At 66.9% G+C, this 15,001-nt stretch carries 12 protein-coding genes and 1 tRNA gene; 3 read left to right on the top strand and 10 right to left on the bottom strand.

All coding sequences use genetic code 11. The features are described 5' to 3' along the window. Positions 1-147: 147 nt before the first annotated feature. A complete protein-coding gene (locus tag BM052_RS03255; protein ID WP_091143201.1) occupies positions 148-1,668 on the top strand; it encodes a YifB family Mg chelatase-like AAA ATPase in 1,521 nt (506 codons plus the stop codon). Here BM052_RS03255 and BM052_RS03250 read toward each other — a convergent pair. From BM052_RS03250 to argH, 7 genes are all read right to left on the bottom strand, one after another. After that, positions 1,637-2,644: a transposase gene (locus BM052_RS03250; RefSeq protein ID WP_255405925.1), complete on the bottom strand. Its 1,008-nt coding sequence runs from the start codon at positions 2,642-2,644 to the stop codon at positions 1,637-1,639. The two genes, BM052_RS03255 and BM052_RS03250, sit on opposite strands and share 32 nt — an antisense overlap. Beyond that, positions 2,632-3,621, bottom strand: coding sequence for a hypothetical protein (locus BM052_RS03245; RefSeq protein ID WP_091143198.1), 990 nt, complete (start codon positions 3,619-3,621; stop codon positions 2,632-2,634). Before BM052_RS03245 ends, BM052_RS03250 begins: the two co-directional genes overlap by 13 nt. Before the next feature lie 10 nt (positions 3,622-3,631). Next, a complete protein-coding gene (locus tag BM052_RS03240; RefSeq protein ID WP_177198307.1) occupies positions 3,632-3,805 on the bottom strand; it encodes a hypothetical protein in 174 nt (57 codons plus the stop codon). Between the two features lie 163 nt (positions 3,806-3,968). Beyond that, on the bottom strand, positions 3,969-4,766 hold the full coding sequence (locus BM052_RS03235; RefSeq protein ID WP_091143193.1) for a precorrin-2 dehydrogenase/sirohydrochlorin ferrochelatase family protein: 798 nt from the start codon (positions 4,764-4,766) through the stop codon (positions 3,969-3,971). Between the two features lie 22 nt (positions 4,767-4,788). Next, positions 4,789-6,048, bottom strand: a complete 1,260-nt coding sequence (gene lysA / locus BM052_RS03230; protein WP_091143191.1) for a diaminopimelate decarboxylase — start codon at positions 6,046-6,048, stop codon at positions 4,789-4,791. A 10-nt stretch (positions 6,049-6,058) separates the two neighbouring features. Next, on the bottom strand, positions 6,059-6,319 hold the full coding sequence (locus BM052_RS03225; RefSeq protein WP_091143884.1) for a lipoprotein: 261 nt from the start codon (positions 6,317-6,319) through the stop codon (positions 6,059-6,061). 5 nt (positions 6,320-6,324) lie between these two features. Further along, positions 6,325-7,698 carry an argininosuccinate lyase gene (argH, locus tag BM052_RS03220; RefSeq protein ID WP_091143188.1) on the bottom strand — a complete coding sequence of 458 codons (1,374 nt, stop codon included), beginning with the start codon at positions 7,696-7,698 and terminating at the stop codon, positions 6,325-6,327. A gap of 19 nt (positions 7,699-7,717) precedes the next feature. Here argH and BM052_RS03215 point away from each other — a divergent pair, with 19 nt between their 5' ends. Further along, positions 7,718-8,317 (top strand): TlpA family protein disulfide reductase, encoded by a 600-nt coding sequence (locus tag BM052_RS03215; protein WP_091143882.1) that lies wholly within the window; start codon positions 7,718-7,720, stop codon positions 8,315-8,317. A gap of 133 nt (positions 8,318-8,450) precedes the next feature. Beyond that, positions 8,451-8,526 (top strand) — tRNA-Thr (locus BM052_RS03210). 186 nt (positions 8,527-8,712) lie between these two features. Here BM052_RS03210 and BM052_RS03205 read toward each other — a convergent pair. The 3 genes from BM052_RS03205 to BM052_RS03195 are packed head-to-tail and all read right to left on the bottom strand — an operon-like array spanning position 8,713 to position 14,369. Beyond that, positions 8,713-11,766 carry an efflux RND transporter permease subunit gene (locus tag BM052_RS03205; protein ID WP_091143185.1) on the bottom strand — a complete coding sequence of 1,018 codons (3,054 nt, stop codon included), beginning with the start codon at positions 11,764-11,766 and terminating at the stop codon, positions 8,713-8,715. Positions 11,767-11,769: 3 nt separating this feature from the next. Next, positions 11,770-12,873 (bottom strand): efflux RND transporter periplasmic adaptor subunit, encoded by a 1,104-nt coding sequence (locus BM052_RS03200; RefSeq protein ID WP_091143183.1) that lies wholly within the window; start codon positions 12,871-12,873, stop codon positions 11,770-11,772. Further along, positions 12,870-14,369 (bottom strand): efflux transporter outer membrane subunit, encoded by a 1,500-nt coding sequence (locus BM052_RS03195; protein ID WP_091143181.1) that lies wholly within the window; start codon positions 14,367-14,369, stop codon positions 12,870-12,872. The genes BM052_RS03200 and BM052_RS03195 overlap by 4 nt, the downstream gene beginning before the upstream one ends. Between the last annotated feature and the right edge of the window lie 632 nt (positions 14,370-15,001).

Below are 15,001 nucleotides of genomic sequence, written 5' to 3'. Positions count from 1 at the left end.
CCCTGAAAATGCGGCCGATGCTCTTACCCAAGTGATGAGGAATGCAGTTAAAACGTTGTAAGGGATGAATTAGCTGCCTTCGCCTGCGACACAATGCGGTAATAGAGCGAGACTTGCGTGCTGTAATTCTTGCGAAAAGGGGGTTCCATGGTCGCGCTGGTTTCGACCGTAGCCTATCTCGGGCTGGAGGCGCGCACGGTCGAAGTGCAGTGCCAGGTCGCCCCCGGAATGCCGGTTTTCGCGCTCGTCGGCCTGCCGGACAAGGCGGTGGGCGAAAGCCGGCAACGCGTTTCGGCCGCGCTTACCGCGATGGGCCTGGCGCTGCCGCCCAAACGCATCACCATCAATCTCTCACCGGCGGACCTGCCCAAGGAAGGATCGCATTACGACTTGCCGATCGCGCTGGCGCTGCTCGCCGCCATGGGGATCGTCGATGCCGAGCAGATGGCGGACTTCGTGGCGGTGGGCGAACTCGCCCTCGACGGGCGCGTGATCCCGTCGCCCGGCGTGCTGCTTGCCGCGCTTCACGCGCACGAAGCCGAAAAGGGCCTGATCTGCCCCGCCGCCCAGGGTTCGGAGGCGAGCTGGGTAAGCGGCGGGGCCGGAGGCGTCCCGGTGATCGCCGCGCCCAACCTCATCAGCCTGCTCAACCACTTGAAAGGCACGCAGGTGCTGCCGCCGCCCGAACCCGGCCGTGCCGATCCGCCTCAGCGCGGGCCGGACCTGAAGCAGGTGAAAGGCCAGGAAACGGCGCGGCGCGCGCTGGAAATCGCCGCGGCCGGGGCGCACAACCTGCTGATGGTCGGTCCCCCGGGTGCGGGCAAGTCGCTGCTCGCCGCCTGCCTGCCCGGGGTCCTGCCCGAACTGACCCCGGCCGAAGCGCTGGAAGTTTCCATGGTCGCCTCGGTCGCGGGCGCGCTGGAGAACGGGCGGATCAGCCGCGCTCGCCCTTATCGCGCGCCGCATCACTCGGCCTCGATTGCGGCGCTGACGGGCGGCGGCTTGAAAGTGCGGCCCGGCGAAGTCTCGATGGCGCACCTGGGCGTGCTGTTTCTTGACGAGCTGCCCGAATTTCAGCGCCAGGTGCTCGATTCGCTGCGGCAGCCGCTGGAGACCGGCGAAGTGACTGTCGCCCGCGCCAGTGCCCACGTCACCTACCCGGCGCGGGTACAGTTAATTTGTGCTATGAACCCCTGCCGCTGCGGGCACCTCGGCGATCCGACGCTGGCATGCTCACGCGCGCCGAAGTGCGCCGCCGACTACCAGAGCAAGGTTTCGGGTCCGCTGCTCGACCGTATCGACCTGCATGTCGAGGTCGACCCGGTACGCGCCGCCGATCTCGCTCTGCCGCCCACGGCGGAGGGCAGCGCCGAAGTTTCCGCAAGAGTGGCGCGCGCCCGCAGGGTCCAGACGGCGCGGCTCGAAGGCACGCCGCTTCGCACCAATGCGGAACTGGATGGCGACGCGCTGGAAGCGCATGCCACGCCGGACGAGGCCGGACGCAAGCTGCTGCTGCAAGCGGCGGAGGCGATGCGGCTCTCGGCGCGGGGTTATACGCGGATCCTGCGGGTGGCGCGCACGATCGCCGACCTGGCGGGGTCGGAAGCGGTGGGGCGCATCCATGTTGCGGAAGCGCTCAGCTATCGACGCCGCCCGCCGACGGCGTGAGCGCCGGCACGGCATTGGCGCCCGCCGAGCCGGTGCGAGGCGATTTCGCCGCGAACGCGGGATCTCCGCGCGCCCGTTTGGCTGCCTGGCTGACCAGGCGGCTGCCCGATCCTTCCGCTTCGCGCCAGACTTCGTCGCGGGCCGCGTCGTTCGCGGCCACGCCGGCGAGCGCGCGCCAGGCGGTGAGGCGCATGCGATCGCTGGGGTGGTGCCTGCCGAATTGGCGGGCAAGGTCGCTCGCCTCCTCGCCCCCCAGGGCCACGGCGATGCGCAGGAAGGTTTCGCTTGGGCCGTGGCCCAGCGCTTCGGCGACGCGGAAAGCCCCCGCACTGCCTTTCCTGCGTTCGAATACATAGTGGTCCAGCCAGCCGTGAACCGCGTGGGTATGCGACAGCGTCAGCGTTGCCGAAAGCGATTCGGGCGGGTGCAGGCAAAGGATGTCGTGGTGGGCGCGGTAGTGGACCAGGCGCCCTGGTTCCAGCCGGGAGCGGCCGAGTGGGCGCAACATCACCGGCTCGCCGCGCCACCCGGTCACCGATTGGTAGTCGTACTCGTAATCGTCCACCGCGATGCCGGGCCCGAAATAGCCCAAGGTGAGGAAGTCGAAGTTATGATCGCGAACGATCCCATAGCCGACGGCTTCCGGCCCGCTCGCGCGCAGGGCATGTTCGTCGATCGAAGGCCAGATCTCCGCGCTGATGATGAACTTGCCGCGACCGGGCGGGGCAAGCATGATGCGGTTGCCGCCGCTGGCCTGCATCATCGGCGCGTCCATGGCCGCCGGCCCGCGCCCGGCGAGCATGTCGACAAGCGCATCACCCAGGAACCGGGTATTGTTGCCCAGCCGTTTCAGCCAGTTCGCCGCGTGCGACAGGCTCTCCTCCTCGGCCGGATCGAACCCCCAGGTGGAGAGCGCCTCGATGCATTCTTCCAGCGAGGCCGGTGTCGGATCGCGCACCGCGATTACCCGGGCCACGCCGCCGCTCCTTCCAGTTCCGGCCATGTTTCAAGCAATGAGGCGCGCAGGGCCACGGCCGGTCCCGACAGCGGATCATCTGCGCGATCCGCCAGCCGTTGCAGCAATTGCAGGCCAGCACCGGTATCGAGCGCGAGAACTTCGCGCACCGCCTGCCAGCGCGCACCTTCACCTACGGACTGTTCCGCCTCGCCGGCGGCGATCCGAGCCATGCGGGCGACCGCGTCCTTGCGTTCCATGCGGCCGAGCAGGGCCAGGGCCAGTTCCCAGCGCGTATCCCGCGTCCGCGCCGCCGCCTGGTGGAGCAGGATGCCGTCGGGCAGGCGGTACTCGCGCGCGGGCTCCTGCTCAACGAGTTGACGCTGCAACCGCAGTAGCACCAGGCCCCCGCTGGCGCGGCGCACCTGCAGGGACTCGCGCGGGCCGTAGCGGTAAAGCACCAGGCTGGGGTCGAGAGCGAGCCTGCCGGATTGCAGGATCGCGCGGTTCCCTTGCTCTTCGCGAAGCAGAATGTGATCCGCCGTTCCCGAACCGGCAAGCACATGAATCCAGGTTTCTCGCGGCACGAACTTCGCGGTCTTGGGCGCGGGCAGCTTTTCCAGCGCCGCCCCGTCATAGACGGCAAGCATCAGGCTTGCCCGGCCGGAACTGGCCAGCACCAGCGCGGGTGCCGCATCCCGATTGCTGTGAAGCAGCGGCATCTGGCCCAGCGGGTGCGCGGCGAGACCGGGCAGCCCGGCGGCGACGAAGCTGCCGGCGATATCCATCGCGTGCGTGCTCTCGGCACTGAACAGCCGGGCCAGCGGCGGACACTGTTCCAGCGCGGTTCCGTCACCGAAGCGTTCCAGCGCGGCGAGCACCGGCGCAACCGTGCGATCGGCTCGCCAGGTGGTGAGCCCGTTCGCCAGGGCCATCTGTCCCCGTTCCCATTCCGCACTGCCACGGCGGAGCGTCACCAGCGCATCGTGGATCCGCATCTGCGGCGTTTCAATCCGGGAAAACGAAGGGATAGAGGCAGGGCATCAGCTCGGCGTGATTGTCATCGTCGGCATCGCGGCGGCGAACATCGTTAAGACTACCGAAGACACCGGTGAGCACATCGAGATCGGGCAAGGCCGTGCGATCGATCCCGGGCAGTTTGGGCCCCTTGTTTTCCGACACGTCCACGACCCTCAAAGCAGCAATTCGAACACCAAGAGCATTCGAAAACTTGCCTCAATCAGCAGTTTCTCCTCAATTAAAATATTGTAATGAGCGGAAGGCGCACCTTGCCGGAGCCTATTTCACGCTGGATAGTGGCATGGATGCAACAAATACGTCGTGGTTAACACGGGCAATCGGACGCACGCAGCAGGATCACAAGGCCATCGCCGGCAGGCGGGACTTGCGCGGGGGCAATAGTCACTCGCTTCGCGTCAGCGCGGACGCGATCGAGGATTTGCGGCGCGACCCCGGTCTCGAACGCGACAAGATCGGCGGTTCCCAGCAAGCGGGCCTCGCGCAAGGTCAGGTCTTCCGGGTCGTCGCTGCGCAGGACGATCTCGATCGTTTCTCCGGCGATGGTGCTCGCGCCGGCCAGCCAGTCCTCCATGCGGTCCGCGCCGCCGGGTGCCAGCGGATCGAGCGGTCCCCCTTGCGCAAGCGCGGCGTCGAGCGCGCGCCGGCGATTTCCGGCATCGGGGAAACGCGCGCGCAAGGCCTCGCGCGCCGTGCCGAGCGCCGTGGCCAGCGCGCCGAGCGACTGCGGCACGATCTGTTCCAGCCGCAGGCGCAGCTGCTTGGCCAGCCCCGCCGAGACGCCGCCAGTGCCGATCGCAACCAGAACCGGCGAGCGATCGAGAATCGAAGGAACGGTGAAATCGCACAGGCCCGGCCGGTCCGTGACATTGACCAGAAGACCGGCGCCGCGCGCGCGGATCGCGTCGCTTTCCGCCGCCGCATCATCCTCGTGGGTGATGAAAGCGAACCGCGCGCCGCGCTCGATGCCTTCGCCCAGATCGCCGATCACCGATCCGCCAGCGCGTGCGACCAACCGCCGCCTGGCCTCTGCCGCTTCGCCCGAACCCAGCACCACGACCGGCCGGCCGGCGATGCGGTGGAACAAGGGAAGGTGATCGATCATGACGCTCAGCCTCCCCCGTCGCTCAATCCAGCCATTCGGGCACTTGTTCGGCGGCAAGGATCGTCGCCGGTTCTATGCGGCTGGCGACCACGGCCCACTTGTCGCCATCGACCATCACCTCGGGCACCAGCGCGCGCGAGTTGTAGGTGTTGGCCATCGTCGCGCCATAGGCGCCGGCGGTACGGAAAACGGCAAGATCCCCGACCCTGACCGCATCGATCTCTCGGGCCAGGGCGAAAGTGTCGGAACTCTCGCAGATCGGGCCAACGATGTTGGCGATCATGGTTTCGCCGCTTGGCTTCACCGCCACGAAATCGTGCCAGGCATCGTACATTGCCGGCCGGGCAAGGTCGTTCATCGCCGCGTCGACCACCACCCAGGGATGGCCCGCCCCGCGCTTCACGCGCACCACTTCGGTCACCAGTACGCCCGAGTTGCCGGTGATGACGCGCCCCGGCTCGAACATCAGCGTGACGCCCCAGCCGAGCGCGACTTCGGTCACCATGGCGCCGTAGTCGGCGGGGGTGGGCAGCTGCTCGCCCGCTTTGTAAGGTACGCCAAGGCCGCCGCCTAGGTCCATGTGCGTGACCTTGAAGCCCTGCACGCGCAAGGCATTCATCAGCGCGCCCATCTTGAGGAAAGCCTGCCGCGAGGGTTCGAGGTCGCCGATCTGGCTGCCGATGTGCACGGCAAGGCCGCGCATATCCAGGCCCGGCAAGGCCGAGAGCCGGGCATAGATGCCGGAAGCCCGGTCATGGGACACGCCGAACTTGTTCTCCGCCTTGCCGGTGGAGATCTTGGCATGCGTGCGCGCATCGACATCGGGATTGACGCGCAGTGCGCAGGCGGCGGTCTTGCCCAGGGCGGCGGCGATCCCGGCGAGTTCGACGCCTTCCTCCTCGCTTTCCAGGTTGAACTGGCCGATCCCGGCGCGCACCGCCGCGATCAGTTCGGCGCGAGTCTTGCCGACGCCCGAGAACACGACGTCCTTCGGCGCGATCCCGGCGGCAAGCGCGCGGTTCATCTCGCCTTCCGAAACGACGTCGGCGCCGTATCCTTCCTTGGCCAGCAGCCGCAGCACGGCAAGGTTCGGGTTGGACTTCACGGCGAAGGCGATGTGCACCTTGGGCAGCGCCGAAAGCGCTTCTCGAAAGACCCTGGCATGACGGCTGAGCGTTGCGCGCGAATAGACATAGACGGGCGTGCCGACCTCGCGGGCGATTTCGGCCAGCGGCACCTGTTCGGCGCAAAGTTCGCCGTTCTTCAATTCGAAATGATCCATGGCAAGCCTGTCAGTCGTGTTCGGGTTCTGGCGGCTCGGGAGGCGGGAGATCGAACGGATCGTCCTCGCGCTGCTCGGAGCGGGTGCGCAGCTCGACGCTGCGTTCGGGAATGGCCTGCGTGGGCGGTTCGAGCAGTTCGGCCGGGCCCGGCTTGTCCGCGCGGCCATAGGGCGCGGGCGGCAGTTGCTGGCCCGGTTTCAACTCCAGCGCCGAGCGCTGGCCGCAGGCGGCGAGCGCCACAAGCAGGACCAGGGCGGAAACCTTGCGCATGTCCATCACTCCATACCCAGCGCGGCGCGGGCTTCGGCCACGCGCAGGCGCACCTGCTCGGGCGCGGTGCCGCCGTGGCTCTTGCGCGCGGCGACCGATGCCTCGACCGAGAGGGCCTTGAATACCCGCTCGTCGATGCGGCTGTCGATGGCCTTGAGATCCTCCAACGGCAACTGGTCGAGCGCCATGCCCCGGCTCTCGGCCAGCTTCACCGCGGCGCCGGTGATGTGATGCGCCTCGCGGAAGGGGATGTCGCCCTCGCGCACCAGCCAGTCGGCCAGGTCGGTGGCGGTGGCGAAGCCCAGTTCGGCGGCGGCGCGCATGCGATCGGTGCGAAAGCGCGTTTCGCCGACCATGCCGGCCATCGCCGCGATCGACAGGGCGAGCAGGCTCGCGGCTTCGAAGACCGGCGGCTTGTCGTCCTGCATGTCCTTCGAATAGGCCAGCGGCAAGCCCTTCATGGTAATCATCAGCCCGGTCAGGCAGCCGGCGATGCGTCCGGCGTGGCCGCGTACCAGTTCCGCCGCGTCGGGGTTCTTCTTCTGCGGCATGATCGAACTGCCGGTGGAAAGGCTGTCCGGCAGGGCCACGAACCCGAAAGGCTGGCTCGCCCAGATGATGAATTCCTCTGCCAGCCGCGAGAGGTGCAGCGAGCACTGGCTCGCGGCCATCAGGTAGTCGAGCGCGAAGTCGCGGTCGGACACGGCGTCCAGGCTGTTGGCGGTCGGCGCGTCGAAGCCGAGCGCCTGAGCGGTCATCTCGCGGTCGATCGGAAAGCCGGTGCCGGCCAGCGCCGCCGAGCCGAGCGGGCTCCTGTTCATACGCTTCCGGGCATCGGCGAACCGCGAACGGTCACGCGCGATCATCTCGTAATAGGCCATCAGGTGGTGGCCAAGCGTGACCGGCTGCGCGGTTTGCAAGTGGGTGAAGCCGGGCATGATCGAATCGGCATGTTCACCGGCGCGCGTGACAAGTGCGACCTGGAGTGCTTCCAGCCCGGTGTCGGCCTGGTCGATCGCGTCGCGGACCCAAAGCCGGAAGTCGGTCGCCACCTGGTCGTTGCGCGAGCGTGCGGTATGCAGGCGCCCGGCCGCCGGGCCGATCAGTTCGGCCAGGCGCGATTCGGTGGTCATGTGGATGTCCTCGAGATCCCAGTTCTCGGGCACTCCGTTCACCTCGTACTCGGCGGCGACCTGGTCGAGCCCGTCGCGGATCGTCACCGCGTCCTCGCTCGAAACGATGCCGCAGGCGCCCAGCATCGCGACATGTGCCTTGCTGGCGGCGATGTCCTGCCGCCACAGTGCCTTGTCGAAGGGGATCGAGGCATTTATCTCGCGCATGATCGCAGACGGTCCAGCCGCGAACCGTCCGCCCCACATCTGGTTGGAGCCCCCCGCCTTGCTGTCTTCCAAATCGCTCAAGTCGCTCGTCCTGTGTTCGCTGGCGGGAGCATCGGCCCTGCTGGGCGGCTGCGATAGGCAAAGCGGTGAGGACGCGCAACCGCAGGCTTCCCAAACCGCGCCTCGAGGCGAGCAGGCCGGGCCGGACGGCAATGCCGGCAAGCTCGACCGTTCGCACAAGGGCGAACTGTTGCCGGCGACCATCCTGGTCGACAACACAGGGGAAACCCTCGACCTCGCTTCGTTCAAGGGCAAGCCGCTGTTGATAAACCTCTGGGCCACCTGGTGCGCGCCTTGCATCGCCGAGATGCCCACGCTGGATGCCTTGATCGCCAGGGAAAACGAGCTTGGCATCACCGTGCTGCCGATTTCGCAGGACATGGGTCAGGCCGACAAGGTGGTGGAGATCCTGCGCCGCCGAAAGCTCGACCACATCGAACCTTGGCTCGACGAAAAGGGCGACCTTGGCTTCCGCTACGGCGGCAACCTGCCGGTAACAGTGCTGTTCGACAACCAGGGCAAGGAAGTATGGCGCTACACCGGCGGCAACGACTGGAGCAGCCCCGATGCATCGAAGCTCATCGCCGAGGCTCGCTGAAACCGGCCGGAAAGACGTGCGCCAGGCATTCGAATCCGCGCCTGCGCAGCAAAGGCCCTTGCACTAGCCCCCACCCCCCGGTAAAGGCCGCCCCCGCCCACCGTCCGTATTGCACCTGCAGGACAGCCGGCACGCCGCAGTAGCTCAGCTGGTAGAGCACGACATTCGTAATGTTGGGGTCGGGGGTTCGAGTCCCTTCTGCGGCACCATATTTTCCTTGAAAAACAGATACTTCATAATACCGTGAACCGGTAAATCCTGTTACGCGTACTTCGAAGGCGGTCCCGCGCCTACCGGCCGGATTGACCGAAACCGGCGGCAAGTCCCGAGCCGCCATTGCATCTTGTTTCGGCGTTCGCCGTAAAGGCATCTCCTCAAGCGCCCGTCATGGTGGATCAGCCGGGCCTTGTCCGCACCGGGCCTTCCACGGCGGTGACCAGACGGGCCAGGCGCGGCCGTATCCGCCTTTCAAGGTCGTCGATGACCTCGTAGACGACGGGCACGAGCACCAGCGACAAAGCCGTCGACGAGATCAGCCCGCCGATGACGGCCAGTGCCATCGGCACGCGGAACTCGGACCCTTCACCCAGACCCAGTACTGTCGGGACCATCCCGGCAGCCATGGCAAAGGTCGTCATGATGATCGGGCGCGCCCGATCGCGGCAGGCCTCGATCAGCGCGTCGTGCTGGCTGACGCCGGCACGTTCGGATTCGATGGCATGTTCGACGAGCAGGATCGAGTTCTTGGCGGCCAGTCCCATGAGCATGAGCAGGCCGATCAATGCCGGCAGATTGAGGGCGGCGCCGCCAAGCGCGAGGCCCCCGAAAGCCCCAGCCAGCGAGAGTGGCAGCGCCGCGAGAATCGTGATCGGCTTGAAGAAGCTGCGGAACAGCAGCACCAGAACCGCGAATATCAGGGCAACGCCCGCGACGATGGCGCCGATGAACCCGCCGAACAGTTCCGCCATGTCCGCGGATTGCCCGAAGGCAGGGCGGGTGATGCCATCGGGAAGCTGCTGGAGGATTGGCAGGCTGTCGATCTTCGCCAATGCCTGGCCGATCGACACGCCGTTCAGTTCCGCCTGGACGGTGACGCGGCGTTCGCGATCGAACCTTTCGATGCGGGTGACGCCGGGCTCGAAGCTCAATGACGCTACCGCTGAGAGCGGGACCGCTTCACCGCTTGCGAGCGGCACACGAAGGTTGGCGATCGTGTCGAGATCGCCCCGAGCACTGTCGGGCAGCCGCACCCGCACGGCAAGCCGCTGCTCGCCGTCGTTGAACTTGGCGGTGTTGGCATCGACGTCGCCCATGGTTGAAACGCGGATGATCGCCGCGAGCGCTTCCGCCGTAACGCCAAGCCGGGCCGCTTCGTCGGGCCTGGGCCGCACTACCAGTTCAGCGGCTGGCCGCGGCGCGAGCTGGTGGACATTGGCAAGCTCGGGCAGCGCGCGCATCTGGCGTTCGAGGGCGAGCGCGGCGCCCGCGAGCGCATTGCCGTCTTCCCCGGACAGGATGACCTGGACGACCGAGCCGCCGTTGCCACCGGCGCCATAGCTCAGGCGAAGGTCCGGGATCTTGAGCAGCAAAGGCCGGATTGCAGCCTGGAACTCCTGCGTGGTGTGTGCCCGATCCTTCTTGAGCAGTACCGTGACAGTTCCAGACCCAACGCTGCCGCCGCTGCCGATGGAGGTGAAGACGAGGTCTACGTCGGCCTGCCTATGAAGCGTTTCGGTAAGTATTGCTGTCGCACGGCGCATCTCCTCGAGCTTTGCGCCGGGGGGACCCTCGACCTGGATATCGAAGGTTCCACTGTCGCGTTCGGGCGTGAAGCCCGTCGGCAGCGTGGTCGCCAGCCACAGCGATGCGGCGAACAGCGCGGCCCCGCCGCCCAGCGACAGCCAGCGATGGGCCAGTGCCCATTCCACCGCCCGCCGGTAGGGGCCGCCAAAAGGCTTGCGGGGGTGAGGCTTTGCCCTGCTCTTCAGGAAGTAGGCCGCCAGCAGCGGCGTAAGCAGGCGCGCGACCAGGAGAGAGGACAGCACGGATATGGCGACCGTGAGACCGAACTCGCGGAAGAAGCGCCCGGTCATGCCCGGCATGAACGATACCGGCATGAAGACGACCACGATCGCCATGGTCGTCGCGATGACCGCCAGACCGATCGCGTCCGCGCCTTCCAAGGCCGCCTGATATGGCGTTTCGCCCGCCTCGATGCGCTTCTCGATATTCTCGATCTCGACGATGGCATCGTCGACGAGCACGCCGATCACCAGCGTCAGCGCGAGCAGGGTGATGATGTTCAGGCTGAATCCCAGGGCGGCCATGGCCGCGAAGGTCGGGATGAGCGAGATCGGCATGGCGATCGCGGCAATGATCGTGCTGCGCCATTCGCGCAGGAACATGAAGACGATGACTGCCGCCAGCAGCATGCCCTCGATCAGGCTGCCTACCGTGGCATAGTAGCTTTCGCGCGTGCTCTGGGCGCCCGACAGCAGCTTGCGAAACGCGATGTCGCGATGCTCGGCCTGGATCTCGGCCACCGCTTTCGTCATCTCGTCCTCCACCGCCACGTCCGAGGCGGCTTTGGTCTTCATGACCTGGAACGCGACGACCGGCTGGTTCTCCAACTGCGCAAGCTGGGTTCGCTCGGCGGCTCCGCTGGTCACGGTGGCGACGTTACCAAGCCGGATCTGGCGCCCGTCACCGGTGGGAATGACCGTTTCCCGCAGCTTTTCCACCGTGTCGGCGGCACCGAGGACGCGCACGGTCTGCGTGCGTCCTCCCACGTCGACGCTGCCGCCGGGCACGTCCACGTTGAAGCTGCGCAGGGCATTGTTGATCGCAGGGACGGTCAGGTCCAGCGCGGCGATTTTCTGGGGGTCGAGCGTCACGTTGATTTCGCGATCGACGCCGCCCAGTCGCCGCACTTGTCCGACGCCCTTGGCCGCCGTCAGGCGCTTGGTCACGATCTCGTCGACGAACCAGCTCAGTTCCACATCGGACATGGTGGGTGCGGACACGGCGTAGACGACGACCGGTTCGCTCTCGAATTCGAGCCGGGACACCACGGGTTCTTCGATCTCGCGCGGCAGCGCGTCACGAATGCGTTCGATAGCGGCCCGGACCTCATCGCTCGCCCGCTGCGGATCTTCCCCGATGTCGAAGTCGATCGTGGTGCTCGACTTGCCCAGCGTGATGGTCGACTGCACATGGTCGACCCCCGCGATGTTGGACACTGCGGCTTCGACCTCGCGGGTGATCTGCGTTTCCACTTCGCTGGGCGCGGCGCCGTTCAGCGTCACCGACACCTCGACGCTCGGGAAAGACACGTCCGGAAGCAGCTTGACGGGCAGGGTGAGATAGCCGCCCACGCCGGCCAGCAGCAGCAGGATGAAGAGGACGCTGACCGGAATTGGATTGCGGATGGCCCATGCGGAAATGCGCATCGACTATTTGCCCGTCGCCGGCTTGACCGGTTCGACCCGATCCCCGTCAAGCAGGAAGGCCGCTCCGCCCAGCGCGACGCGCGTGCCCGGCGGCGGCCCGTCAAGCAATTCGACCCATCCATCGGCGCGCTCACCCGTGCGAACCGCCAGCGAATGCGCGCGATTGTCGGCACCGATCACCATCACCGTACTGCCGCCGGCTTCGAACTGCAGGGCGCTTTCCGGAACGGCGGCGGCCATGCGAGGCAACTTTTGAAACTCCGCGCGGGCGAAGCCGCCAGTGCGAACCTGGGGATCGATCGGCAGGCTGATACGCGCGCGGCCAAGCTTTGTCCCGGAATCCACGCGCGGCGATACGCGGCGGACCATGCCGTCGAGTTGTATGCCCGAGGGTAACGACACGCGCGCCTTCGTACCGGGACCGATCGCAATCAGCGCATCTTCGGGAATCTCGGCATCGAGTTCTATGCGGCGGTCCCGCGCGATCCGGAACAGGGGATCGCCGCTTCCGTTCGCTACCGCGCCGGGACGTGCAGCACGCTCCAGCACGATCCCGCCGACCGGTGCGCGGATCGTCATCAGCATCCGCTGCGTGAGAAGATCCTTGAGCTGGGCTTCGGCCGCCGTGGCCGCGGCCCCGGCGCTGTCCGCCTGCGCGCGCCTGGTCGCAATCTGTTCGTCGGAAAGGACTCCAGACCCATCGAGGCCTCGCACGCGCCCCGCTTCGGCCTGGGCTTGGCCCGCCTGGACCCTGGCCTGGGCCAGCTGCGCGCGGGCCTGTGCGATCTTCGCTTCGATCAAGGTCGGATCGAGGCGGGCGAGGGGTTCCCCCTTACGCACGACCGCGCCTTCATCGACCATGACCGCGGCGATCCGGAAGCCGGACAACTCCGATCCCACCGCGGCTTCCTCATACGGTACGAGGAGGCCCGAAGCGGTCAGGGCTCCACCGATTTGGCGCATCTCGACCTGGGCGACAGAGACCGCGCGCGGGTTCGCCAGTTTCTCCGTGTCCTTGGGTTTCGTGCTTGAGGTGTCGCCGGAACAGGCCGAAAGCGCGAAGGCGAGCAAGAGCACCGTTTGCGACAGGTGGGTCTTCATGGTCATATCCCGGATTGTTGCGGCGTTTGCTCTGCGGCCCAGCCGCCGCCGAGTGCCTGGAAAGTCTGGACCGAGCGCTGCAGGGCATCGACCCGCGCGCTGGTGAGTGCGGTCCGGGCCGAACGGAAGGTTCGTTCGGCGTCGAGCACCTCCTGCAGATCGGACAGGCCTCGCCGATATCGCAGGAGGGCGGCATCGTAGGCACGCTGCGCGCGGGCGAGCCCTGCTTCGAGCGTGCCGACACGCTGGCGATCGGCGGCAAGGCGCGTGAGGGCCTGGTCCACTTCGGAATAGGCGGTATGGACGATGCGCTCATAGGCAAGCACCGCCTGTTCGGCTCGTGCGCTTGCGCCTCCCAGTTCGGCCTTGAGGCGTCCGCGATCGAATATCGGCAAGAGGATGTTGCCGCCGATCGCGCCGAACACCGCCGTGCTCGCGAGGCCGCCCGTCTGAGTATTGTAGCCGAGCGTCACCTGGGGCGTGATCGTCGGATAGAAAGCCAACTCGGCAAGGCGCACATTGCCGGATTGCGCGGCGAGGCGGGCTTCTGCCTCGCGTATGTCCGGTCGCCGGACCAGCAGATCGCCGGGAAGGCTTTGCGGCACCTGCGGCATGCGCGTTTCGGTCGCGGCGATGGGCAGGCTCCCGATCGGTGCTGTGCCCGATCCGATCAGCACCAGCAGCGCGCGCCGGCTCGCGTCCAGGGCACCTGCGAGGTCGGCGGCCTGCGCTTGCGCCTGCGCCAGATCGCTTTCCACCCGGTCTATTTCGGAAGTCGCCGCGAGCCCGCGTTCCGCACGCATGCGGACAAGTTCGGACAGCCGGCGTTGTATCCGCTCATGGGCGTGCGCATCGTCGAGCTGCGCGGCCAAGCCGCGTGCCTCGAACAGGCCCCGCGCGACGTCGGCGGCAAGCATGGCGCGAACGCTCTCATAGTTGAACCGCGCGGCGGCGAGGTCCGCATCCGCCACGTCCCTGCTCACGCCGCGACGACCGAACAGGTCCAGTTCCCAGCTGATCGGCAGGGACGCGCCGGCGGTCTTCGTCATGCTTGGCGCAAAGAGACTGGTAAGCGATTCGAGACCCGGGATGCCGGAGATGTCGAGATTGCTGGTCGAGAGATTGTCGGTCTTGCGGATTTCACCCGTGAGCTGAGCATTGCCTTGCAGGCCGAAGCGCGAGAGTGCGGAGGCGCGCGTGGCTCGCGCTTCGGTCAGCCGTGCGAAGGCTTCGCGCACCGAGAAGCCGCGTTCCAGTGCACTGTCGATCAGTTCCTGCAATTGCGCATCGTCGTACAGCATCCACCAGCGGTCGAGCGTGGCCGCCGGGAGGGCAGAACCGGCGGCGTCATAGGCCGCCGGCAACTCGACCGAAGCCGGCCGGATCGGCGGTGCTGTCGCGCAACCACCCAGGCAGAGCGCGCTGCCGAGCATGACTGCCTGCCAGCGGACGATATTCGGCAGCGCCGTTCGCCGGCGCGAACCCGATTCCTTGATGTCCATTCGTGCAGTCCAGGTCAGGGGTGCGAAGCGGGCATTATGCTGACCGGGTCTTGCTGATCGTGGGCGTGAAGCCCGATGCGGAAGTCTTAACGGCCCAGGCCATCGAGTTGGCCGCGATGTTCGGCAGGGCGTTCACGAGAAACGTCACGTCTATCCATTTCATATTGGCTCAGGTGCGGGCTGAGGCCGTTGCGGGGTGTGCGAAGCGGATGCCGGGGGCCTTGCTTCTACCCTGAGACACCGCGAGGTGCCCGACTCCCCACGAGAAAGTTTCAAACGCCTGATCGGGAGGAGGGGGTGGCGATCGGGTTCGGTGTACGGGCTGGGAGCCGGGGAGGTCGATCGCCGGAATTCACATGTCTTCGTGCGAAGGCCGCGCGCGTCACGATTTCGCTCGAGATCGGGTTGCGCGGTTCGAACCGGCGGCCGTTGGCTTCGTCGACTGCCTGATGGCCGGGCGGACCGCTTGACGGCTACTCCGTCGCCTGGCTGCACGTTGCCGCCATCGTCAATCGCGCGGGAGGGGAGGTTTCGAGAGGCGGCGATCTGCGGGTATGAACGCGGATGGGCACGGAATTGCGTGGTGCCGAACCCGCATCAAGGCCAAATTCCCTGCCTCAGTATCACTCTAT

Source organism: Novosphingobium sp. CF614, assembly GCF_900113255.1.
GTDB lineage: Bacteria > Pseudomonadota > Alphaproteobacteria > Sphingomonadales > Sphingomonadaceae > Novosphingobium.
This window is presented reverse-complemented; position numbering and strand designations above follow the sequence as displayed.